The sequence below is a fragment of the Bradyrhizobium tropiciagri genome, from assembly GCF_018130545.1.
GTDB lineage: Bacteria > Pseudomonadota > Alphaproteobacteria > Rhizobiales > Xanthobacteraceae > Bradyrhizobium > Bradyrhizobium tropiciagri_A.
In genome coordinates this window covers 229,585-251,601 of sequence record NZ_JAFCKF010000010.1, presented here as the reverse complement: position 1 = coordinate 251,601, position 22,017 = coordinate 229,585, and the positions used below count along the sequence as shown (strand labels likewise).

The following is a 22,017-nucleotide window of genomic DNA, read 5'->3' as shown; positions in this document are numbered from 1 at the left end:
TGATTGCCCTTGAGTGTTGCCATTTTGGCACGCGCTTTTTCGTGACCCGCATCTACGCTTCGATCACTGCCCGAGTGGGCGAGCGCAATGACTGTTCTCGATTAACGCGAAGAGACCCGGAGATCATTTCATGAAGAGATTTTTGCTTTCTGTCGCCGCGATTGTCGGCATGGCCACGCCGGCGTTGTCGGCTGACATGGCCGTCAAGGCGGCGCCTGTGCCGGTCCCTCCGCCGGTCTACAACTGGACCGGCTTCTATATCGGTGCGAATGGCGGCTGGGGCGAGAGCCGCACCTGCTGGGACTTCATCCCCGCTGTTGGAGCCGCTGTGGCTGACGGCTGTAGCTCGCGCTCGGGCGGCGTTTTCGGCGGTCAGCTCGGCTATCGCTGGCAGGCGGGCCAATTCGTGTTCGGCCTGGAAGGACAGGGCGATTGGGCGGATTTGAAGAGCTCCCGCCTGAGCCTGATCAATCCGGCTTTCTCGACGACAACGAAGACCGATGGGCTGGGCCTTTTCACCGGCCAGCTCGGCTGGGCCTGGGATGCCGCGCTGTTCTATGTGAAGGGCGGTGCAGCGGTCACCAGCAATCGTTATGACATCTGGACCACGGTCGGCGGAATCGGGGTGGCGTCGGCGACGTCGACCCGTTGGGGCGGCACCGTGGGCGTCGGCTTCGAATATGGCTTCACCCCGAACTGGTCGGTCGGGCTCGAGTATGACCGCCTTTTCATGGGTGATGCGAACAACACATTCTCGGTCGTCAATCCGATCGTGGCCGGCGCTGCAAACCGGATCGGCCAGGATGTGGATCTGCTGACGATACGGTTGAATTATCGCTTCGGCGGGCCGGTCGTCGCGAGGTACTGATCTCTCCGAGCATATGCAAAAGCCCCGGCACGGTCGCCGGGGCTTTTCTTTGGCTTCAGCGCTGCCGGATCAGCCTCCGGGCATGCGGCAAAGCATCGCACCGTCAGCGCTTCGCGGCTCCGCCCTTTGCCGCCTCATAGGCATCGCGATAGCCCCTGGCGATCGTTCGTACGCCGCGTCCGATATCGTCGTAGACATCGTCAGGGAGGTTCGCGAGCGACACGCGAAGCGACCATTCGGGCGCGTCGAAGCCGCCTCCGTTCAACAGCACGATCCCGTGGGCTTCCGCCAGCCTGAACGCGAGGTCCAGCGGGTGGACGTTCTTCTTCAGGTATTCAACCGCCTCGTCGCCGATGTTCTTCCGGGCCCAGAACTCGAAATCGATCAGGGCGTAGTAGGCATCATAGCTCGGATTCGGGGTCATCTTGTCGGCAAGCCCGAGCCCGTCGAGCAGCGACCACAGGCGCTTGTTGACGATTTCCATGCAGGCGGCCTGATAGGCCTTCTTCACGTCCATCATCTCCGCGAGCGAGAACAGGCTCATCATTACCTGCTGCGGCAACGACAATCCCGCGGTGTGATTGAGCGCGACGTCGCGGCTGTCGGCGACGATGCGGTCGATCAGCTTGAGCTTGCGCGGTTCGAGCGTGAGCGGCCCGTAGCGCTTGTCGAGCGCCTTCACGGCCTCATCCGGCAGATTGGCGATCTTCTTGTCGAAGATGTTGTCTTCGTGGATCGCAATCGCGCCGAGCCGCCATCCCGTGCAGCCGAAATACTTCGAATAAGAGTAGACGCCGATGGTGTTGTGCGGCAGCTCGCCGAGCAGCGAACGGAAGTTGTGCACGAAGGTTCCGTAGACGTCGTCGGTGAGGATCATCAGGTCGGGACGCTTGGTCTTGACCAGATTGGCCAGCTTGGCCACCGTCTCCTTGCTCAACGCCATCCCCGGCGGATTGGACGGATTGACGACGAAGAACGCCTTGATCTTCGGGTCCTCCAGCTTCTTGATTTCCTCGTCGGTGAACTGGAATTTGTTTTCCTGCGGCGCCCTGATCTGAACGACCTTCAGGTCGTAGTCTTCAAGGTGCGTCATCTCGATGTAGGGCGTGAAAATCGGCGTCGCCAGCGCAATGGTATCGCCGGGCATCAGCAGCCGATTGGCCTTCAGCGACTTGAACAGGTAGCACATCGCGGCCGTGCCGCCCTCGACCGCATAGATGTCGAATTTTCCGGCCGGCCGGGGCTCGCCGCAGACGGCCCACATCAGGTATTCGTGCACGATCTTCTCGTTGTGCACCAGCATGCGGTCCGGCACCGGGTAGTTGTCGCCGATGATCGAATCGACCAGTTCGTGAACGAAGGCGTCGGGATCGAAGCCGAATTTTTTGACCGTAAAGGGCAGCATCTCGGTCAGGAAGCTCGCGCCGGGCATGTCCTTATGCTGTTTGAGCCAGGCCTCGAACCGTCCGGCGATGCCGTTTGCCTGAGGCATGCCGCCGATGCCGGCGGGGTGCTCCATCACCCGCTTGCTCTCGGTGATGGCGAACTGACCCAGCAGGAAGAAGCCTTCGCGCGGCGCCGTGGCGACCCAGTTCGGATTGCCCCGCCCGGCGTTCAGGAAGGGCATCTGACTGCGCTTCGAATTGCTCTTCGCGAGGTTGATCAGCTCGTCCTTGATCTCGAAGGGGCTCAGCGCCTCGAATTTCTTTAAGGTCAGAAGATCGGCCATTTTGACACTCCCGGGGCGATGCAAGCTGTTGGAATGGAAGCGACAGGCGCTCTCGCCTGCGCAATCGCGCGCAGCATGATCGGCAGCCGGTGACGGCCCTTGATCTATGTCAACGGTCGGGCGCGGGCGACGTTGCCACGCCGACGGAGCGCTGTGTCACGATGCAGCATGCGAATTCGCGCGCGTTGTCGACAAGACGATGAAGCGACGAGGCAATCGCCGTTGCGATTGACATAGATCAACATTCGTTTCGCCAACGGCCGCCTGATGTCCATCGACGCAATTGCTTGGTTCACCCTGCGTGAGAGGTGGGCGTGTGCCGAGACTCCGGGACAGCATGAACGGGTGACATCATGATCGATTGGCTCTTCCAGACGCTCCGCACCTATCCCGAAATCGCGATCTTCCTCTCGCTGGCGCTCGGCTACTATTTCGGATCCTTCACCTACAAGGGTCTCGGCCTCGGCGCGGTCACCGCGACGCTGATCGCCGCTGTTATCATCGGCCAGATCGGAATCACCATTTCAGGTCCGCTGAAGCCGTTCTTCTTTCTGATGTTCCTGTTCGCCATCGGTTATGGCGTCGGACCGCAATTCGTGCGCGGCATCGCGCAGGATGGCGTCCCGCAGGCGATCTTCGCAGCCGTGGTCTGCGTCTTCTGCCTGCTGTCTGCCTATCTCGGCGCGAAGATCGCCGGCTATGACGTCGGATCGGCCATCGGGCTCTATGCCGGCTCGCAGACGATCTCCGCATCGATGGGGCTTGCAACCGACGCCATCAACCGCCTCGGTCTGCCCGCAGACGAAGCCAAGAAGCTGCTCGATGCCATGCCGGTCGCCTATGCGGTGACCTATATTTTCGGCACGGTTGGGTCGGCGATCGTCCTGGCCCTCGTCGGACCGGCGCTGCTCGGGATCGATCTTGAGACGGCGTGCAGGAAGTATGAGGAAGAGCATGGCGGCAAGAAGCAGCTGGGTGGCCCGGGGACGGCCTGGCACCAGTTCGATGTGCGCGCCTATCGCGTTCACGAGCGTGGGCCCGTCGCCGGCAAGACGGTCGGGCAGGCCGAGGCGCTGCTTCCCGATCATCGCATCTTTGTCCTCCGGCTCCGGCAAGGCGGGAAGATCGTGGAGGCGACTTCGGACACTGTGATCCATGCCGGCGATGTCGTCGCCGTTGCAGGCCGTCGCGATGTGCTCGTGCAGCTGATCGGTGAGCAGGCCGAAGAGGTCGACGATCGCGAGCTGCTGGCGGTCCCGATCGAGGGCGTCGACGTTTACGTGACCAGCAAGGATGTCGACGGCAAGACCTTGGAGGAGCTGGCGAAAGAACCAGGCGCGCGCGGTGTATTCCTGCGCAAGATTGCCCGCGGTGCGATTGCGGTCGAGATTCCGATCCTGCCGAATACCAAGATCAACCGGGGCGACATTCTTACGCTGGTGGGCCGCACGCCTGATGTTGCCGCCGCGACGAAATTGCTGGGCCGGCCGGATCGTGCGACCGACGTTTCCGACGTCGCCTTCATCGGGGCGGCCATTGCGATCGGCGCCCTTGTCGGCGCTTTCGTTTACAAGATCGGAAGCGTGCCGCTCACGTTGTCAACCTCAGGTGGCGCGCTGATCTCCGGTCTGTTCTTTGGCTGGCTCCGATCCGTGCATCCGACCTTCGGCCGCATCCCGTCACCCACCGTGTGGTTCATGAATTCGGTCGGCCTGAACGTCTTCATCGCCATCGTCGGCATCTCCTCAGGCCCGGGATTTGTCGCAGGTCTGCAAAAGCTCGGCTTCAGCCTGTTCCTGTGGGGCGTCGTGGTGACCACCGTGCCGCTGATCCTGGCGATGTTCGTCGGCAAATACGTGTTCCGCTTCCACGATGCGATCCTGCTTGGATGCTGCTCGGGCGCACGGACCACGACCGCTTCGCTGGGTATGATCAATGACCGCGCGAAGAGTCAGATCCCCGGCCTTGGCTATACCGTCACCTACGCGGTCGGTAACACGCTGCTGACGATCTGGGGCATGGTGCTGGTGATGATGATGACATAGCCGCGACCACAGACCATGTTGATCTGGCTGCAGCAGTTCCTCGTCCGTTATCCGGAGCTCGCGCTGTTCCTGGTGATCGCCGCGGGCTACTGGATCGGAAGCTTCAGAATCGGCGCTTTCAGTCTTGGCCCGGTGACGGGCGCGCTGTTCGCCGGCCTTGCGGTCGGCGATTTCGCGCATGTGCCGGTCTCCGGCATGACCAAATCATTCCTGTTCCTGCTGTTCCTGTTCGGGGTGGGCTATTCGGTCGGTCCGCAATTCGTGCTGGCGATGAAGCGCGACGGGCTGAAACCGATGCTGATGGCCGTTGTCGTGAGCCTCACCGGTCTTGCGGCCGCGATCATCGTGGCACGCGTGCTGCGACTTGACCCGGGCTTTGCTGCCGGGTTGATGTCCGGGGCCCTGAGCCAGAGCGCGGCAATGGGCACGGCGACCGACGCAGTCAATTCACTGCCGGTGTCCGAAGCGCAGCGCGCGCTGTTCGTCTCGCACATCGCGGTGGCCGATGCGGTCTGCTACATCTTCGGCTATGCCGGCGTGATCACGTTCTGCACATTGGTCGTGCCGGCACTTCTGAAGATCGACCTCAAGACCGAAGCGCTCAAGCTCGAACAGGCCTTGGGCATCACGCGCGCCAAACCCGGCCTGGCGTCGGCCTGGCGCAAATTCGAGATGCGCGCCTACCGGCTGGATGCCGACGCGGCGATCACCGGACTGACGGTCGCAACAGCCGAAGCCCGCGTGCCTGGGCAACGCGTGTTCATCCACCGCATTCGCCGCGGCGAGCGCATCATCGAGGCGGAGCCCGGAACGACGCTCGCGGCCGGCGACGTCATCGCGCTGTCGGCGCCGCGCCAGATCATCGTCGAGTTGATCGGGCCACGCGGTGAGGAGGTGGAGGACCGGGAGCTGCTCGACATCCCCCTGGTCTCGGCCGACGTGTTCCTGATCAACCCCAAGCTTGCGGGCACGAGTCTCGAGCAGGCGTCGGAACAGAGCTGGGCTCGCGGCCTTTATTTGCCCTCGTTGAGCCGAGGTGGAGAAGCACTCCCCGTCGCCGCCGGCACGGTCCTGGAGCGCGGCGATATGCTTCGTATCGTCGGCCCCGAAGCTGTGGTGCAGACTGCCGCCAAGAGCATCGGCGTCGTTGTCGCGCCGAGCACCAGCATCGATTTCGTGGTGCTGGGGCTCGCGATCTTCTTCGGCGGCCTCGTCGGCGTGCTCCTGAGTTTTTCGGTTGGTGGCATCACCATCTCGCTGAGCACCAGCGTCGGCACGCTGCTCGCCGGACTTCTGGTCGGCTATCTCCGCACCCGTCTGCCGTATTTCGGCCGGATCCCCGATGGCGCCATCAGCCTGATGACGTCGCTCGGGCTGGCTGCCTTCGTCGGCCTGACCGGGATCCATGCCGGTCCCGTCTTCCTTTCCGCGATACGCGAGTCGGGCATCGGCCTGCTGCTGGGCGGCATGATCGTCACCCTGTTGCCGCAGATCGTCGGCTTCTGCTTCGGCCACTTCGTGTTGCGCATGAACCCGATCCTGTTGCTGGGCGCATTGACCGGAGCACAGACGGTAACGGCCGCAATGGCCGCCATTCAGGAGCGCTCGGGTAGCTCCGTGGTGGTGCTTGGCTACACGCCAGCCTATCCGATCTCGAACATTCTGCTGACAACCTGGGGATCAATCATGGTCGTCGTTTTCGCCGGATGACCAGACGGGATGGCCGGCGGTTACCTCGCCATTGAGATCGAGCGCAAGCGACCTGCTCGGTGCGGAATGCGGCGTTTCGCCCTCGGGTTGACTAGATCGATGGTTGTGCCTCCAGGATTTGAACCTGCGGCGGGCTCACCGGTCGCGGGCAGCGAGGAAAGGGTAGCCTTTCTCACTCCTGAGACGACATCGTCTCTGATTGGATCTAGCCAACCGGTCATCGATTGCCAGAGCTAGCTTGAACGCGCCCATGATGGATTGGATCGAGAGTTCAATTTTTTCAATGGGCGAGAGGGCTGTATGTGCACGACGTGTGCACCGGGAGATCAAGAAAAATCTTGTCGCCACCAGTTTGAGACGATCGCGCGATGCGAGGCGGTCTCCCGACGTTGCGAGAGCCTCGGCGGCTCTCGCCCGCGGTCCGGTCTAGTCGGCTGACAAAGGGGCGCCGGTCAGGGACCAGCTTGCTCCGTCGAATGTCGCAATCCGCAGCGTCCTGAAGGGCGTGTAGTCTCCGGGCCGGGTGCTGATCGCGACGCCTGGAAGCATCATCGGCAATCGTTCGCCATTCAGCGAGGTGGCCTGCTTCATGAGGTTCTCGCGGGTCAGATCGTCGCCGCATTTGCGCAACGCCAACTCCACGGCGTGCACATTCATGTAGGCAACGAGCACCGAGTAGTCGTCCGGATTCGCCGAGGGGGCGTACGTCTTCAAGAAATCCTTGTAGGCCTTGACCTCGTCATCATTCGCCCAGGCCGGGTCGCCCGGCTGCTTGAGGAATTGCGTTGTGACGAGGCCCTTCGATGCTTCGAGGCCGGCGGGCTTCAGGATCGTTTCGACCGATGCTGTCGACCCTCCGATCACGTGCAGCGGTTTCCAGCCAAGCTCGTAGACCTTGCGGATCGATTGCGCGGCCGCCTTCGACGATGACTGCTCGATCAGGGTGTCGACACCGGCTGCCTTCAGCTGGACGATCTGCGAGTCGATCGTTGGATCGGCGAGCTCGTAGGAGGCCTGGGCAACGATCATCTCGGCCTTCGGACCGAGGCCGGCGCGCAGGCCCCTGAGATAGTCCTTGCCGTAGTCGTCATTCTGGTAGAGCACACCGATCTTTGCGTCGGGCTTTGCGCTCAGGATGTACTTGGCGATGACGCGGCCTTCGGTCTCGAAGTCCGGATAGAGCGGGATCGTCCACGGAAAGGTCTTGGGATCATTGAAGCGGCGTCCACCTGCGGTGATGAAGAGCTGCGGCACCTGTTTGGCATTGAGGTATTTCTGGATCGCGACGTTGGGCGCGGTGCCGATCGTGCCGACCTCGGCCAATATGCCGACATCCTCGATCAGCTTGCGCGATTGCTCGACTGCCTTCGGCGCGCTGTAGGCGTTGTCGAGCTGCGTAAAGTTGACCTTGCGGCCATTGACGCCGCCGTTCGCATTCAGCATCTCGAAATAGCCGACTACCGCGCGCCCGGCGCCGGCGCCGAAGGCGGAAGCCGGGCCGCTCAGCGGCGTTGACTGGCCGAGTTTTATCTCGGTGTCGCTGACGCCTGGACCGTAGGCTTTCTGTGCATAGGCAGCCGCCGTCAGCAGGGCGGACAGCGCGACGGCCGCCAGCGCCCGGTTGATGATCTGATGCAAGGTCGTCTCCTCCGTGTTGCAATTTGGTTCTTGTTGAAATCGATGGTTGCTAGCGCAGCAGTTCCCGCGCGATCACCACGCGCTGGATCTGGTTAGTGCCCTCAAAAATCTGGGTCAGCTTGGCATCGCGCATCATCCGCTCGACCGGATAGTCCATGGTGTAGCCGTAGCCGCCGAAGATCTGGACCGCGTCGGTCGTCACCTTCATGGCCATGTCGCTGCCGACGCATTTCGCCATGCTGGCGAGAAGGTTCAAGCGCTTCCAGTCGCCCGCATCGCCGGCACGCGCGCATTCGTAGACCAGCGCGCGGGCCGCCTCGATCTGCATCGCCATGTCGGCGAGCATGAATTGGACGCCCTGAAACTCGGCGATCGGCTTCTTGAACTGCTTGCGCTCCTTGGCATAGGCGACGCAGGCGTCGAGCGCGCCTTGTGCGAGGCCGACGGACTGTGCGCCGATGGTCGGCCGGTTGAGGTCGAGCGCGCGCATCGATGCGCGAAAGCCTTTGCCTTCCTCGCCGACCAGGTTTTCCACGGGGACCCGGACGTTGTCGAAGAAGATCGGGGTGTTAGGCGCTCCGCGAAATCCCATCTTGCGCTCGTGGCGGCCGAACGAGATGCCCGGCATTGTCTTCGGCTCGACGATGAAGGCACTGATGCCATCAGCGCCGGCGCCGTCACTGGTTCGCGCCATCACCACGATGTAATCGGCGACGACGCCGTAGCTGCACCACTGCTTGCGACCGTTCAGGACATAGCTGTCGCCGTCTTTCCGGGCGCGAGTGTTGAGCGCGGCAACGTCCGAGCCGGCCTGCGGCTCCGAGATCGCGATCGCCGTGACGACGCCGCCCTCGGCGATGATCGGCAGGTATTTCCGGCGCTGCTCTTCCGAGCCGAAATGCAGCAGTGGCATGATGAACATTGTGTTGAGCGCGGCGATCGACGCGCAGGCGGGCGAGACCTTCGAGATCTCCTCGCGCGCGATGCACGCCATGGTCAGGTTGCCGTTCGGGCCGCCGTAGCGCTCCGGCACCCAGAGCTGCATCAGTCCCATTTCGCCGAACAGCTTCACCAGCTCGAGCGGGAAGCGGTCGGTCTCGTCGATCTCGGCGGCGATCGGCGCTACGTGCTTGGCGACCATCTTGCGCACATTGTCGCGGAAGGCGACCTGCTCCTCGGAAAAACTCATGCGGGCTCCCAGTTTGTTTTATTTGCCGGAAGCCTAAAAAGGGGCTTCCATTGAATGGGTGATCCATTTAATAATTCACCGCATGAGCACCAAGTCAAGCCCTCGCGCGCCGCAGCGCTCCCGTACCGCCTCGCCGATCCGGCGGGAGCGGGCCACCGATCTCCGTGCGGCCGGCTCCGCAGCCGCGCCGACATTCAAGCCGATCCACACCAGGCGGACGTTCGAGGAGATCTGCGAGCGCATTCGTGAGCAGCTGGCGCTCGGTGTGCTGAAACCCGGCGACAAGCTGCCGGCCGAGCGCGAACTCGCGCAACAGCTCGGGGTCAGTCGCAATGTGTTGCGGGAAGCCCTGCGTAGCCTGGAGATGGCCGGCGTGCTGCGGTTGCAGAAGGGCGTCAAGGGCGGCGCCTTCATCCAGCAGGGCGACACCCGCCGCATGAACGAGGTCATGCGCGACATGCTGAGCCTCGGGACGATTTCGGTTCGGGAATTGTCCGAGGCGCGGGTCCACGTGCTCGACCTCGTGGTGCAGCTGGCGTGCGCGAATGCGCGGCGCGCCGATCTCGATGCGCTGGAAGCCAATATCGAGCGGACGGTGCTTGCCACCAGCGAGGGACGGCTGCTCGACCGGGTCGAGTGCTCGCGCGAGTTCTACAAGCTGCTGGCGGCATCGACCGGCAACAAGGTGATTGCAATGATCGTGGACTCGGTCACCGAGATCCACATGCGTTTCGTCTACGCCAAGGTTGCCTCCAGCGGGGTCGCGATGGCGCGGCTGGCGGAGAAGCGGCGGCAGTTCCTCACCGCGCTGAGCGCGCGGAACGCGGAGCTGGCAGGTCGGCTACTGCGGTCGCATCTGGAATCCGTGCAGCGCATGCTGGAGCAGGATCCTGGCGCCATGTCGCTGCATGTCGCATTGGCGGACGTGCAGCCCGGAATGCGCCGGTAGGCGCGCCGGACCGGCGAGCAAGTCAACATAGAAACAGCAATAACAACGGAGGTAAACGTGTCCAATTACGCCAAGTATGAATGCCTGACAGTCGAGGTTGCGGACAAGGTCGCGACCGTGACCCTGAACCGTCCGCAGGCGCGGAATGCCATCAACCAAAAGCTGATCCGCGAACTGCGCACCATCTGGGACGACCTTGCCGACGATCACGCCGTCAACGCCGTGGTGCTGACCGGCGCCGGCGATTTCTTCAGCGTGGGCGGCGATGTGAAGGCGATGTCGGAGCGGCCGGGCGGCGACGTGCTGGAGGAGGGCGAGGTGCACGACCCCATGATCAGCCGGCGCGGCGTCACCCGCCAGCTCGAGCTCGACAAGCCGATCGTCGCGGCGATCAACGGCGACGCCATCGGCCTTGCCGCAACCCATGCGCTGCTCTGCGACATCACCGTGATGGCCGAGGATGCGCGGATCGGCGACACCCACGTCTCCCGCGTCGGCCTGGTCGCAGGCGACGGCGGCACCGTGATCTGGCCGCTGCTGATCGGCATCAACAAGGCCAAGGAATTCCTGATCCGCGGCACGCTCCTGAAGGGCAATGAGGCGGAGCGGATCGGGCTGGTCAATCACGTCGCGCCGCGTGCTGAGGTGCTGGCGAAGGCCCGCGCCATCGCGGTCGAGCTCGCCAATGGCCCGACCTGGGCGATTCGTTGGACCAAGCTGTCGATCAACCAGATCGTCAAGGAACGCGTGAACATGCTCCTGGAAGCCTCGATGGCGCTGGAGCAGGTGACGTTCGAGACCGCCGATCACAAGGAAGCGACCATGTCGTTCAAGGAGAAGCGCAAGCCCAGGTTCGGCAAGGCATAGGTCGAGCAATGGCGGCGACCGAAGTGGGGAGCGACGATGTCACGGGGATGCTGCGCGACTCGTTGCGCGGCTTCCTCGACGAGCATTGGCGTCCGCGGGGGGGCGCGGCGGCGTCCTCGCCGGACGAGCTATCCGCGATCTGGCGCAAGTTGGTCGAGCAGGGCGTGGCCGCGCTCGGGGCGGAGCGCGGCGAGGGCGGGCTTGCCGAGATTCTCGTCGTTATGATGGAGCTCGGCCGCGCCGGATGTCCGGCGCCGATGTGGTCCACCGCGCTCGCCAATCTCGCCATCTCCGCATCCCCGGTCGATGCGACGATTGATTTTCTGGAGCGGCTGCATTCCGGGAACGCGATCGTCGCCTTCTCTTTCGGTGCGCTGGATCCAGATCCGGGAACGGGCTCGATCGAGGTTACGGAGCTCAAAGCGACGGGCGTGCTTCGCTTCGTCGAGGCCGCGGGAAGCGCAACGCATCTCATGGTCGCTCGGGATCAGTCTCACCTTGCGCTGATCGATCTTGGCGAGGCCGGTGTCGAATGCGTCGCGACCCGCGCGATGGGGGCGTGGGGGCTCTACGAGGTCAGGTTGAACGCGGCGCGAGCCACGCTCATTCCCTTCGGCGTCGATCTGGATAAACTCCGTCTTGCGGGCAAAGTCGCGTCGACGGCACGCGCCTATGGCGCGGCGCGGCGCTCATTTGAGCTGGCTGTCGACTATTCCAAGGAACGACATCAGTTCGGGCAACCGATCGGCAAATTCCAGGCCATCCAGCATAAGCTGGCCAATTGCCTGATCGCGCTCGAGGGCGTCAGGCTGATCCTGGATCACGTCGCTGGACTCCACGATCGCGGCGACGAGGCCTGGCGGTACTTTGCCGATTGTGCATCGGCGTTCTCAGGTCATGCGCTGCGGCAGGTGTCGCTGGAGACCCAGCATACCTTCGGTGCGATCGGCTATGCCGAGGAGCACGAGGCGCCGATCCATTTCAAGCGCGTGCACCTCGATACAACTGCGCTCGGTGGCGCTTCGGACGCCAAGCATCGACTGGCGGCGCGGCTGCTGGATGCGGGCGGCGCCGGACTGCCGCAATATGACCTCGGGCCCGCGGGAAATGCGTTTCGTGAGCAGGTTCGGCTCTGGCTCGATGAGAACTGGATTGGAGGTGCGAAGCAGGCGTTCGACCAGCGGCCGTTCGCCAAGCGCGAGTTCGATGCCTCCTTTGCCCGCGATATCGGCGAGACCGGCTGGATCGGTCTCGGATGGCCGGAGCAATTCGGCGGCCAGGCGCGCTCCCCGCTGGAGCAGATCGCCTTCATGGAGACGATGGAGCGGGGTGAGGCACCGCGGATCGGCGCGGCGATCCAGGCCAACGCGCTGATGATGTTCGGCACGGCAGAGCAGCAGCGGACATACCTGCCGGAAATCCTGCGCGGCGAAGCCATGCACGGCATGGGCTACAGCGAGCCGCAGGCGGGGTCGGACCTCGCGGCGCTGCGCACCAGTGCGGTCAGGGACGGCGATCACTGGGTGATCAACGGCCAGAAGATCTGGACCACCACCTGGTGGGGCAAATACATGTTCCTCGCCGCCCGGACCGACAAGAATGCGAGACCGCCGCATGCCGGCATCAGCATGTTCATCGTGCCGATGGATGCGCCGGGCATTGCGACGCGTCCATCCGTGACCATGTATGACGGCACGTTTGCCAACATCTTCTACGACAATGTCCGCATTCCGGCCGAGAACCTGGTCGGCGAGGTCAACGGCGGCTGGAAGGTGCTGACCAGCGCGCTCGCCTTCGAGCGCGGGCTGGTCGGTGGCGGGATCGTCCTGAAGGTCGCGCACGCCTTCGAGCAGCTTCGTGCGCACGTGATCGCAAAGCAAGGGGATCGGTCCCTGGCCGACGATCCGATCGTGCGCAACCGGATTGCGACCTTGGCATCCGAGATCGAAATCGGCCGTCTCCTGATGATGCACTGTGCTGAACTCGCAGCCGATGGTGTGACGCCGCCGGAATATGGCGCGATCAGCAAGGTGTTCTCCGGAGAGCTGATGGAGCGCTTCGGCGAGGCTGCGCTCGACATTCTCGGGATGCGCGCCGCGCTCTCCGAGCAGATGCCGGGCGCGATCGACAACGGCCGCTTCGAGCAGAATTTGCGGCATTCGCTGATGTGGGTGATCAGCATCGGGACCAACGAAATCCAGCGCAGCCTGATCGCGCAACGCGCGCTCGGGCTGCCGAGATAGGAGCGATCGGATGCAGAAGGATGACGACAGGGCGCCGCTCGCCGGAGTGCGCGTGCTTGATTTCTCGATCATGGTGGCGGGGCCTTATTGCGCGCGGCTGCTCGCCGACGTCGGGGCCGAGGTTATCAAGATCGAGCCACCGGAAGGTGACGACATGCGGCTGCGGACGCCGCTACGCGAAGGCCACAGCACCTATTTCGGCCAGCTCAATGCCGGCAAGCGCAGCCTGGCGCTGGACCTCAAGAACGCCGATGCCATCAAGCTCGTGCATCGCATGGTCGCGGAAGCGGATATTCTGGTCGAGAATTTCCGCCCCGGCGTGATGGACCGCCTTGGCCTTGGCTACGAGACGCTTCGCGAAATCAATCCGCGACTGATCTATTGCTCGATCTCCGGTTATGGCCAGTCAGGGCCGGCGGCCGAGCGCGCGGCCTACGCCATGATCGTGCATGCCGAGAGTGGATTTGATACCTCGCTGATGCGCTATGCCGGCGACCGGGAGCGTCCGGCCGCCGGTGCGATCTTTGTTGCCGACATTCTCGGCGGCATCTTCGGCTACTCCGCGATTCAGACGGCGATGGTCCAGCGTGAACGCACCGGGAAAGGACAGCGCGTCGATGTCGCCTTGATGGATTGCATGCTGAACCTCTTGGTCTACGAACTCCAGGAAGCGCAATTCCCGATCCGCGCGCCGCGCCCGACCTATGGGCCGGTCCGTACACGCGACGGCGATATCCTGATCGCGCCGGTCACGCCGCGCAATTTCGCGGCGCTGTGCGAGGTGACGGGGCAGGAAGAGCTGGCGAACGATCCGCGCTTCACGACCATTCCGGCGCGCGGCGCCAACTGGACTTCCATGATGCAGGTGATCGAGAAATGGACCGAGCGTCACACCGTCGCCGAATGCATCGAGGCGCTCGATCGCGCCGGCGTTCCCTGCGCCGAATACCGGACGCCGGGCGCGGCGCTCGCCGATGCGCATTTGCGCCAGCGAGGCGTGTTCGGGGCGGTCTCGGATGGTGCCGGCGAATTCACAGGCGTCAATGCACCGTGGCAGATGTCCGGGGCGGATACGCCGATCGGACGTCACGTTCCCGGAATCGGCGCGCAGCGGGATGACGTGCTATCGCGGATCCTCGGATTATCGCCGGATGCAATCGCGGCGCTCGCAGCTGCGGGTACGTTTGGCAGAGCGCAGGCTTAGGCAGCCTGGTGCCGGCAATCTCAGGTATCGGACGGGGCGTCGGGCGGCGGAGCCTTCGCGATCGCCAGCAGGCATTTGAGGAAATGTGCGCGGTCTTCCTTCCGCAGGGGAGCCAGCATGATGTTCTGCAGCTCGGCCGCTGCCGGGATCACGGCCAGGAGCGCTTCCTCTCCCTTGGCGGTGATCTGCACCTGGAGCGAGCGGCGGTCGTCCGGATTGTCTTTCTTCGAGACCAGCCTGCGTGCGACCATCCGCTTCAGCATTTCGCTCAGCGTATTGCGGTCGCAGCTGATCCGGTCTGCGAGTACGGACGGGGTGAGAGGACCCAATTGGTAGAGCGCCATCAGCACGCCGAACTGCCGCGGCGTGATGTCGCTCTGGCGCGTCATGCTCTGATAGAGCCCGTCGTAGCGCGCCTCCAGCAGCCGCAACAGAAATCCGACGCCGCCTTCGAGTTGCCAGTCGCGCGCGGTATCTGCGGCTGAACCAGTCTTCGTTGCCTTATCGACTGCCATGCCGTCGTTGGATCCCAGCTACAATTGTGCGAATTCGCCTTAGCCGTTAGCAGCTTGGTCTGACGTCCTCAACCCTGCGCCGAACCGCCGTCCAGGCTTGCTTGCGGGGCGATGCAATTGCGCTTGGCTCTTGCCAGCTATCAATCAATGTAGTACGTATACGTATTATATGCGATGCGAAAGACATCGTGCAGGGAGGTCGAACTTGGACCTGCGTGAGCTGCTGTCGATTCCTTATTTGCTTGAAGCCGAGGCGGTTGAAGCCGAGCCGGGGCAGTGGCGGGTTCGTCTCGCCTATCCGGAGCTTCCGGGGTGCACGGTGGAAGCCGCTGTGGTCGAGGAAGCTCTACGGGAGCTCGAGCGGCGGCGCATCGAACTGATTGTCGGCTTGGTGGAGGAGGGCAAGCAGCCTCCGATTCCGCGCAGGCCGCTTACCGCATCCGATCCGCTTTGGACCGCACAGGATCTCGGACTGTCTGACCGCGTTGCCGCGCTTCTCGGCGGCGTAGCGACCCCGATGACACGCAATTGAAGGAGGCATACCCATGCTCTCGCGCGAAGACAATGAACGCCTGGTAAGGGTCGGCAAGGGCACGCCGCTCGGCGACCTGTTTCGGCTGTACTGGATTCCATTCCTCCCGTCGGCGGATCTCGCCAAGGATGGGCAGCCGAAGCGCATTAGGCTGCTGGGCGAGGATCTGGTCGCCTTTCGGGATTCCGAGGGGCGCATCGGATTGGTCGACCAGGCCTGCCCGCATCGCGGCGCGCCGCTGATCTTTGCGCGAAACGAGGATTGCGGGCTGCGCTGCGTCTATCACGGCTGGAAATTCGATGTCACCGGCGCCGTGACCGACATGCCGGCGGAGCCGGTGCGCAGCCGTCTGAAAGAGCGGGTGCGGATCAAGGCCTATCCCTGCAAGGAGCGCAACGGGATGATCTGGACCTATATGGGTCCCGACCAGGCCGAACTTCCGCCGCTGCCGAACCTCGAATGGAATCTGGTGCCGGTCGAGCAGGTGCACATCTCGGTTCGGGTCCAGGAGTGCAACTGGTTGCAGGCGGTCGAGGGCGAGATCGACTCCGCGCACGCGCCGCTGCTGCACGGTCGGCTCGACGCTCAAGGCACCACCAGCGCCTGGATCCAGAAGCGCGATCTGCGTCCGACCTTCGAATGCATCAAGCAAGACTTCGGCATGAGCATCGCCGCGCGGCGCAATTACGATGCCAACACGCTGTACTGGCGGGTCAACCAGTTCCTGCTGCCATTCTATACGCTGGTGCCTCCGCTGTCGCCGTTCCCGGATCTGAGTGGGCACGCCTGGGTGCCAATCGATGACGAGAACACGCTCTGCATCATGTTCTCCTATCATCCGTCGGAGCCGTTGCTGGAGAAGACACGGCAGGTGTTCGCCGAAGGACATAAGGGCCGCGAGAGCGGTCACGCCAGCCGCCACGCGCTGGTGCAGCATCCGGTGACGGTTCCGTATGCCGGCTACTGGACCAAATACAATCCGCAGAACGGCTTTCAATTCGACTACGAGGCGCAGAGGACCACCTGGTTCTCCGGCTTGCCGGGGCTCTGGGTGCAGGACGGTGCCTGCCAGAGCGGCGTCTCGCCAATCTTCGATCGCACCAGGGAGACACTGTGCTCGAGCGACACCGGCATCGCGATGACGCGGCGCTTCATTCTGGAGGCGCTCGGCGCCTATCGCGATCACGCGATCAAGCCTAAGGGAGTCTCGGATCCCGACGTGTTCATGGTGCGCGCGGTGTCGCTGCGGCTGCCACCGGAGGATTCCTGGGTCGATGTCGGCGCGCCATTCATGCGAGCGAAGCTCGGCGCCGATTTCGGGTACGAGCTGTGAGCGCATCACGCCATGGCTGACGTGACGCAGGACGTGCTGGTCAAGCGCATCGGCTACGAGGCCGAGCGGATCAATTCCTACGAGCTGATTGCCAGGACGGGCGGCGAGCTGACGCCATTCACGGCAGGCGGCCATATCAACCTGCATCTGCCGAACGGCATGATCCGCAGCTATTCGCTGATCAATGATCCGCGCGAGCGGCACCGGTATGTGATCGCGGTCAACAGGGATGCCGAGAGCCGGGGTGGCTCCAGCTTCGTTCATGACACCGTCAGGGTCGGTGACATCATGACGATCTCCGGGCCGCGCAACAATTTCGCGCTTCACGAACAGGCTGAGAGTTCGGTCCTGATCGCAGGGGGCATCGGCATCACGCCGTTGCTGTCGATGATCCGGCGTCTGGAGACGCTCGGACGCCGCTGGGAGCTATACTACGCCGCAAGGACCCGCGCCGCCGCCGCATTCCTCGACGAACTCGGCACGTTTCGATCCGGTCATTCGCGGATGCATGTCGATTTCGACGATGAGCGACCGGGCCGTCTCTTCGACCTGCCGGCAATTGTCGGAAACGCGCCGGCTCACGCGCATCTGTATTGCTGTGGTCCAGTTTCCATGCTCGCGGCATTCGAGGCGGCGTCCGCCGGACGGGCCGCCGACCATGTGCATGTCGAATATTTCCAGGCGCGGGAAGCGCCCGCTATCGAGGGCGGTTTCGAAGTCAGGCTCGCGCGAAGCGACCGCACGATTCCGGTCGAGCCCGGCAAGACGATCCTCGATGCATTGCTGGATGCCGGCATTACCGCGAACTACGCCTGCACCGAGGGGGTCTGCGGCACCTGCGAAACGCGCGTGATCGAGGGCATACCCGATCATCGTGACCAGTTTTTGAGCAAGGAAGAGCAGGCGGCAAACAAGAGCGTCATGATCTGCTGCTCGGGCGCCAGGTCCCGCACGCTCGTGCTCGATCTCTAGAACAACGACATAACAAGGGTGGAAACGATGAGGCATCTATCGCGTATTGCTGGAATAGCCCTTCTGGCTATTTGGGCCAGTTCGCCTGCTTCGGCGGACGTTGCGCGGTCCCTGAAGATCGGCGTGCTCAACGACGCGTCCGGCCCATATTCGGACAATGCCGGCGAGGGATCGGTAACGGCGGCCAAAATGGCTGCCGAGGACTTCATGCGGCTGCATCCCGACTTCAAGGTCGAGATCGTCTCGGCCGACCACCAGAACAAGGCTGACGTCGGCGCTGCGATCGCGCGCCGCTGGATCGATCAGGAGAAGGTCGATGCGGTCGCCGATGTACCGAACTCGGCCGTTGGGCTCGCCGTCAACGAAGTGGTTCGCGGCACCAAGGCTGCGCTGATCGCGTCGAGCGCGGCGTCCTCCGACCTGACCGGGAAATACTGCTCACCCAATACGATTCAGTGGACGTTCGACACCTGGGCGGCCTCGCACACGATCGGTGCCTATCTCGTGCGTCACGGCGGCAAGAAATGGTACTTCATCGCCACCGACAACGCGCTCGGTAAATCAATGGTGCGCGACGGAACAGCGGTGATCGGCGCCGGCGGCGGCACCGTTCTCGGATCGGTCAATGTGCCGATCAACAATGCGGACTATGCATCGTTCATCCTGCAGGCCGATAGCTCCGGCGCCGACGTGATCGCGTTCGCGACCGCCGGCGGCGACACCGTCAGCCTGATCAAGCAATCCGCTGAATTCGGGCTGAAGCAGAGCGGGCGCACTTTCGCCGCGCTATTGACCACCACCAACGATGTCGAGTCCAGCGGGCTTGCGGTCGGGGAGGGACTGATCATCACCCAACCGTTCTACTGGGACCTCAATGAAGCGAGTCGCGCCTGGTCGGCCAGGTTCAGCGAGCGGCAGCATGGGCAGTCGCCGACCGCGTTCCACGCCGGTGTTTATTCCTCGGTGCTTGCCTATCTGAACGCGGCGCTGGCAGCAGGAACCAATGACGCGCCGGCCGTGATCCAGAAGTTGAAGGAGACGCCGATCGACGACGCCTTGTTCGGGCCGATCGTGGTGCGCGCCGACGGCCGCGCCATTCACAACATGTACATCTTCAAAGTGAAGAGCCCGGGTGCGTCGAAGACCAAGTGGGACCTGTTGGAGCAGGTCGGTGTGTTGTCTGGCCCCGAAGCCTTCCGTCCGCTCGATCAGGGCGGCTGCTCGCTCGTCGAGCCGAAGAGCAACTGACCGCCATTCGCTTCGCATGAATCCAGACCCGAACTCACGGATCTCCTGATGTTGGATCAACTTGAAACCGACTTCCCCGAGCATACGCCGCGTCCCGCCGAGGCTCCAAAGGCGCTTGCTGGGATCCGGGTGATCGATTTCTCGCATTTCATCGCGGGACCGTTTGCGACCATGATCCTGGCCGATATGGGGGCCGAGGTGATCAAGATCGAAGCACCGGGCCGCGGCGACGACTTGCGCCGTTACCCGCCGGTGCATCCCGATCTCAGGCACGGCGCGCCGTTCCTCTGGACCAACCGCAACAAGCGCAGCGTTGCCCTCGATCTCAAGTCCCCGGAGGGGCTGAAGGTCGCACGTGAGCTGATCGCCACGGCGGACGTCCTTGTCGAGAACTTTTCGGCGAGTGTGATGGCGCGCCTGGGGCTGGATTACGAGAGCTGTCGCAAGATCAAACCCGAGATCGTCTATTGCTCGGTGTCTGCCTATGGCCGTGATGGGGCGTTTTCGGACCGGCTCGGTTTCGATCCGATCGCGCAGGTCGAGAGCGGCTTCGTGTCGATGAACGGATATGCCGACCGGGAGGGTGTGCGGGCCTTGTCGCCGGTGATGGACATCAGCACTGCGATGATGGCGAGCAATGCGATCCTTGGCGCCTTGCTCGCGCGGGAGCGCGGCGGGCAAGGCCAGGCCATCGAGGTCTCGTTGTTCGAGAATGCCGTCCTGATGACCGGCTACGCGACCATGCAGTCGCTATTCAACAGTGCGGATCCAAAGCGTAGCGGAAACACCAGTCCGGACACGTGTCCGTCGGGCGTCTTCCTGGCGAGCGATTGCTCCTTCTACATCAATTGCGGCAATGACAAGATCTTTCAACGCTTGATGACGCAGGTGCTGGAGCGCGAGGATCTTGCCGCGGCCGAAATCTACGCAACCGGCTCTGACCGCATCCGCCGGCGGGAGGAGCTGTTCGCGATCCTCGGCGATGCCTTTGCTCAGCAGCCCTGGTCGCACTGGCAGTCGCGGATGCGGGCGGCCGGCGTGCCCTGTGGCCAGCTGCGCACCGTGGGCGAAGCGATCCGTTCGCCCGAGGCGCGGGAGCGCCGGATCGTCACCCGGATCCCGCACGAGACGGTTGGCTGGGTGCCGAATGTGAACCTGCCGATCCGCTATTCGCGGACGCCGATCGTCGATCCCGTTGCGGCACCGGCGGTCGGGCAGCACACCGATAACGTTCTGCGCGAGTTGCTTGGCTATGACGAAGCGGAGATAACGCGCCTTGCCGCAGGCGGCGCGTTCGGCGGTCAGCCTGCGCGACAGGGGGCCAAGCCGTGACGGCGCGGGCGCAAGACGAGCGGACGCTGCGAGGCCGGGTGGCTGTGATCGGGATCGGCGAAACCGAATATTATCGCCATGGCGCCTCTCCCGACCCTGAATTCAAGCTCGCGCTGAAGGCGATCCTGGCGGCGTGCGAGGATGCCGGGCTCGATCCACGCGAGATCGATGGGTTCGCGTCCTACAGCGACGATCGCAGCGAAGCTTCGCGGCTGGCCGCGGCGTTGGGTACACATCGATTGCGCTCGGCCACCATGCAATGGGGCGGTGGCGGTGGCGGCTGCTGCGCGGCGGTTGCCAACGCAGCCGCCGCAATCGTCGCGGGCCTCGCCGATTGCGTGGTGGTATTCCGCTCATTGGCACAGGGCCAATATGGACGTTTCGGACAGGCAGCCGGGATTCACACCGTTTCGGGCGAACGGTCCTATCTGATGCCCTATGGTGTGCTGGCGCCGCCGCAGCGTTTTGCCATGCGGGTGCAGCGCTACATGCACGAGCACGGCGTGCGGCAGGAGGCGTTGCGCGCAATTGCGCTCGCCTCCTATCACCATGCGCAGGCCAATCCGCGTGCTGTGATGTACGGCAAGCCGCTGGATGCGGGGAAATACGATGCGTCACGCTGGATCGCCGAGCCTTTCCATCTTTACGATTGCTGCATGGAAAATGACGGCGCTGCCGCATTGCTGCTGGTATCGGCCGAGCGCGCCAGCGACTTCCGGCACAAGCCGGTCTATCTGCTCGGCGCGGCCTTCGGGTCCGGACATCGTGCGGCGGCGACGGCGCACAACGCGCCGCTCTATGCCACCGCGAGTTTCGACACCGTCGCCCCCGATCTGTACCGCATGGCCGGGGTAGGGCCGTCAGATGTCGGTGTGGTCCAGGCGTACGAGAATTTCACCGGCGGCGTCGTGATGGCCTTGGCAGAGCACGGTTTCTTCAAGCCGGAGGAGGCCAACGATTTCCTGACTTTTGAGAACCTGATCGCGCCGTCTGGGCGACTGCCGCTCAACACCAGCGGCGGCAACCTCGCCGAATGTTACATGCACGGCTTCGAGTTGGTGTTGGAAGCCGTTCGGCAGGTGCGTGAAACGTCGACGAACCAGGTGCGACGAAACGATATAGCGATGGTCATCGGTGGACCGATGGTGACGCCGGCCAGCAACCTCATTCTGGGTTCGGAGGCGACGCTATGAGTGGACCTGCGCACTATCTTCCCGCCGGATTACCCATTCCGGTCAGCGAGCCGGATGGCCTTTCGGCACCCTATTGGGCGGGCTTGCGTGAAGGCCGTCTTCTGGTGCAGCGCTGCGACCGTTGCACGAGTTGGCAGTTCGGGCCGGAGTGGATATGCCATCATTGTCACGCCTTTGACCTCACATGGACTGAGGTCGAACCAGCGGGCCGCATCTTCAGCTGGGAGCGCGTGTGGCACCCCTCGCATGCGGCGTTGAAACAGCACGGTCCGTATGTCGCCGTGGTGGTCGAGCTGCCGCAGGCAGGCAGCGTGCGCATGGTCGGCAATCTCCTGGGCGATCCGCAGCAGACCGTCGTCATCGGAGCAGAGGTCGAAGGGGTGTTCGAACATCACCCGGAGGCCGATCCGGCCTTCTCATTGCTGCAATGGCGGCCGCGGTGATACTCAA

At 63.5% G+C, this 22,017-nt stretch carries 18 protein-coding genes; 14 read left to right on the top strand and 4 right to left on the bottom strand.

The window, feature by feature from the left end; translation table 11 throughout:
• Positions 1-130: 130 nt before the first annotated feature.
• On the top strand, positions 131-868 hold the full coding sequence (locus JQ616_RS34950) for an outer membrane protein (RefSeq protein WP_212022705.1): 738 nt from the start codon (positions 131-133) through the stop codon (positions 866-868).
• A 103-nt stretch (positions 869-971) separates the two neighbouring features.
• Here JQ616_RS34950 and aspD read toward each other — a convergent pair whose 3' ends face one another.
• Positions 972-2,597: an aspartate 4-decarboxylase gene (gene aspD, locus JQ616_RS34945; RefSeq protein ID WP_212022704.1), complete on the bottom strand. Its 1,626-nt coding sequence runs from the start codon at positions 2,595-2,597 to the stop codon at positions 972-974.
• Positions 2,598-2,950: 353 nt separating this feature from the next.
• Here aspD and aspT (JQ616_RS34940) point away from each other — a divergent pair, with 353 nt between their 5' ends.
• Positions 2,951-4,642 carry an aspartate-alanine antiporter gene (aspT, locus tag JQ616_RS34940; protein WP_212022703.1) on the top strand — a complete coding sequence of 564 codons (1,692 nt, stop codon included), beginning with the start codon at positions 2,951-2,953 and terminating at the stop codon, positions 4,640-4,642.
• A 15-nt stretch (positions 4,643-4,657) separates the two neighbouring features.
• Entirely contained in the window at positions 4,658-6,352 is a 1,695-nt protein-coding gene (gene aspT / locus JQ616_RS34935) for an aspartate-alanine antiporter (protein WP_212022702.1), read from the top strand.
• 426 nt (positions 6,353-6,778) lie between these two features.
• Here the strand turns inward: aspT (JQ616_RS34935) and JQ616_RS34930 are convergent, their stop codons facing one another.
• Complete coding sequence (locus JQ616_RS34930; protein ID WP_249137652.1) at positions 6,779-7,990, bottom strand: ABC transporter substrate-binding protein; 1,212 nt, start codon at positions 7,988-7,990, stop codon at positions 6,779-6,781.
• 49 nt (positions 7,991-8,039) lie between these two features.
• Positions 8,040-9,179: an acyl-CoA dehydrogenase family protein gene (locus JQ616_RS34925; protein ID WP_212022701.1), complete on the bottom strand. Its 1,140-nt coding sequence runs from the start codon at positions 9,177-9,179 to the stop codon at positions 8,040-8,042.
• Between the two features lie 82 nt (positions 9,180-9,261).
• On the opposite strand from JQ616_RS34925, the gene JQ616_RS34920 reads away from it, so the two are divergent.
• The 4 genes from JQ616_RS34920 to JQ616_RS34905 are packed head-to-tail and all read left to right on the top strand — an operon-like array spanning position 9,262 to position 14,442.
• Positions 9,262-10,128 carry a FadR/GntR family transcriptional regulator gene (locus JQ616_RS34920; RefSeq protein WP_212022700.1) on the top strand — a complete coding sequence of 289 codons (867 nt, stop codon included), beginning with the start codon at positions 9,262-9,264 and terminating at the stop codon, positions 10,126-10,128.
• 57 nt (positions 10,129-10,185) lie between these two features.
• Entirely contained in the window at positions 10,186-10,995 is an 810-nt protein-coding gene (locus JQ616_RS34915) for an enoyl-CoA hydratase/isomerase family protein (protein ID WP_349630085.1), read from the top strand.
• An 8-nt stretch (positions 10,996-11,003) separates the two neighbouring features.
• Complete coding sequence (locus JQ616_RS34910; RefSeq protein WP_212022699.1) at positions 11,004-13,238, top strand: acyl-CoA dehydrogenase; 2,235 nt, start codon at positions 11,004-11,006, stop codon at positions 13,236-13,238.
• Between the two features lie 10 nt (positions 13,239-13,248).
• Positions 13,249-14,442 (top strand): CaiB/BaiF CoA transferase family protein, encoded by a 1,194-nt coding sequence (locus JQ616_RS34905; RefSeq protein ID WP_212022698.1) that lies wholly within the window; start codon positions 13,249-13,251, stop codon positions 14,440-14,442.
• 20 nt (positions 14,443-14,462) lie between these two features.
• Here JQ616_RS34905 and JQ616_RS34900 read toward each other — a convergent pair whose 3' ends face one another.
• On the bottom strand, positions 14,463-14,957 hold the full coding sequence (locus JQ616_RS34900; protein ID WP_212022697.1) for a MarR family winged helix-turn-helix transcriptional regulator: 495 nt from the start codon (positions 14,955-14,957) through the stop codon (positions 14,463-14,465).
• A 205-nt stretch (positions 14,958-15,162) separates the two neighbouring features.
• On the opposite strand from JQ616_RS34900, the gene JQ616_RS34895 reads away from it, so the two are divergent.
• Genes JQ616_RS34895 through JQ616_RS34865 form a run of 7 tightly spaced genes read left to right on the top strand, consistent with a single transcriptional unit; the run spans position 15,163 to position 22,010 of the window.
• Positions 15,163-15,489: a hypothetical protein gene (locus JQ616_RS34895; RefSeq protein WP_212022696.1), complete on the top strand. Its 327-nt coding sequence runs from the start codon at positions 15,163-15,165 to the stop codon at positions 15,487-15,489.
• A gap of 13 nt (positions 15,490-15,502) precedes the next feature.
• Entirely contained in the window at positions 15,503-16,822 is a 1,320-nt protein-coding gene (locus JQ616_RS34890; RefSeq protein WP_212022695.1) for a Rieske 2Fe-2S domain-containing protein, read from the top strand.
• Between the two features lie 12 nt (positions 16,823-16,834).
• Positions 16,835-17,794: a PDR/VanB family oxidoreductase gene (locus JQ616_RS34885; protein WP_212022694.1), complete on the top strand. Its 960-nt coding sequence runs from the start codon at positions 16,835-16,837 to the stop codon at positions 17,792-17,794.
• Positions 17,795-17,821: 27 nt separating this feature from the next.
• The gene (locus JQ616_RS34880) at positions 17,822-19,042 is read left to right on the top strand and encodes an ABC transporter substrate-binding protein (protein WP_212022693.1); all 1,221 of its coding nucleotides are present in this window, start codon (positions 17,822-17,824) and stop codon (positions 19,040-19,042) included.
• A 48-nt stretch (positions 19,043-19,090) separates the two neighbouring features.
• A complete protein-coding gene (locus JQ616_RS34875; protein ID WP_212022692.1) occupies positions 19,091-20,374 on the top strand; it encodes a CaiB/BaiF CoA transferase family protein in 1,284 nt (427 codons plus the stop codon).
• A complete protein-coding gene (locus tag JQ616_RS34870) occupies positions 20,371-21,567 on the top strand; it encodes a thiolase C-terminal domain-containing protein (protein ID WP_212022691.1) in 1,197 nt (398 codons plus the stop codon). Before JQ616_RS34875 ends, JQ616_RS34870 begins: the two co-directional genes overlap by 4 nt.
• Positions 21,564-22,010 (top strand): Zn-ribbon domain-containing OB-fold protein, encoded by a 447-nt coding sequence (locus JQ616_RS34865; RefSeq protein WP_212022690.1) that lies wholly within the window; start codon positions 21,564-21,566, stop codon positions 22,008-22,010. Before JQ616_RS34870 ends, JQ616_RS34865 begins: the two co-directional genes overlap by 4 nt.
• The last annotated feature ends 7 nt before the right edge of the window (positions 22,011-22,017 follow it).

Coding starts and splice junctions, on each gene's coding strand:
- JQ616_RS34875 (WP_212022692.1), top strand. CDS start 19,091: ATGTTGGATCAACTTGAAACCGACTTCCCCGAGCATACGCCGCGTCCC.
- aspT (WP_212022702.1), top strand. CDS start 4,658: ATGTTGATCTGGCTGCAGCAGTTCCTCGTCCGTTATCCGGAGCTCGCG.
- JQ616_RS34950 (WP_212022705.1), top strand. CDS start 131: ATGAAGAGATTTTTGCTTTCTGTCGCCGCGATTGTCGGCATGGCCACG.
- JQ616_RS34925 (WP_212022701.1), bottom strand. CDS start 9,179: ATGAGTTTTTCCGAGGAGCAGGTCGCCTTCCGCGACAATGTGCGCAAG.
- JQ616_RS34905 (WP_212022698.1), top strand. CDS start 13,249: ATGCAGAAGGATGACGACAGGGCGCCGCTCGCCGGAGTGCGCGTGCTT.
- JQ616_RS34885 (WP_212022694.1), top strand. CDS start 16,835: ATGGCTGACGTGACGCAGGACGTGCTGGTCAAGCGCATCGGCTACGAG.
- JQ616_RS34880 (WP_212022693.1), top strand. CDS start 17,822: ATGAGGCATCTATCGCGTATTGCTGGAATAGCCCTTCTGGCTATTTGG.
- JQ616_RS34910 (WP_212022699.1), top strand. CDS start 11,004: ATGGCGGCGACCGAAGTGGGGAGCGACGATGTCACGGGGATGCTGCGC.
- aspD (WP_212022704.1), bottom strand. CDS start 2,597: ATGGCCGATCTTCTGACCTTAAAGAAATTCGAGGCGCTGAGCCCCTTC.
- JQ616_RS34900 (WP_212022697.1), bottom strand. CDS start 14,957: ATGGCAGTCGATAAGGCAACGAAGACTGGTTCAGCCGCAGATACCGCG.
- JQ616_RS34920 (WP_212022700.1), top strand. CDS start 9,262: ATGAGCACCAAGTCAAGCCCTCGCGCGCCGCAGCGCTCCCGTACCGCC.
- JQ616_RS34865 (WP_212022690.1), top strand. CDS start 21,564: ATGAGTGGACCTGCGCACTATCTTCCCGCCGGATTACCCATTCCGGTC.
- aspT (WP_212022703.1), top strand. CDS start 2,951: ATGATCGATTGGCTCTTCCAGACGCTCCGCACCTATCCCGAAATCGCG.
- JQ616_RS34890 (WP_212022695.1), top strand. CDS start 15,503: ATGCTCTCGCGCGAAGACAATGAACGCCTGGTAAGGGTCGGCAAGGGC.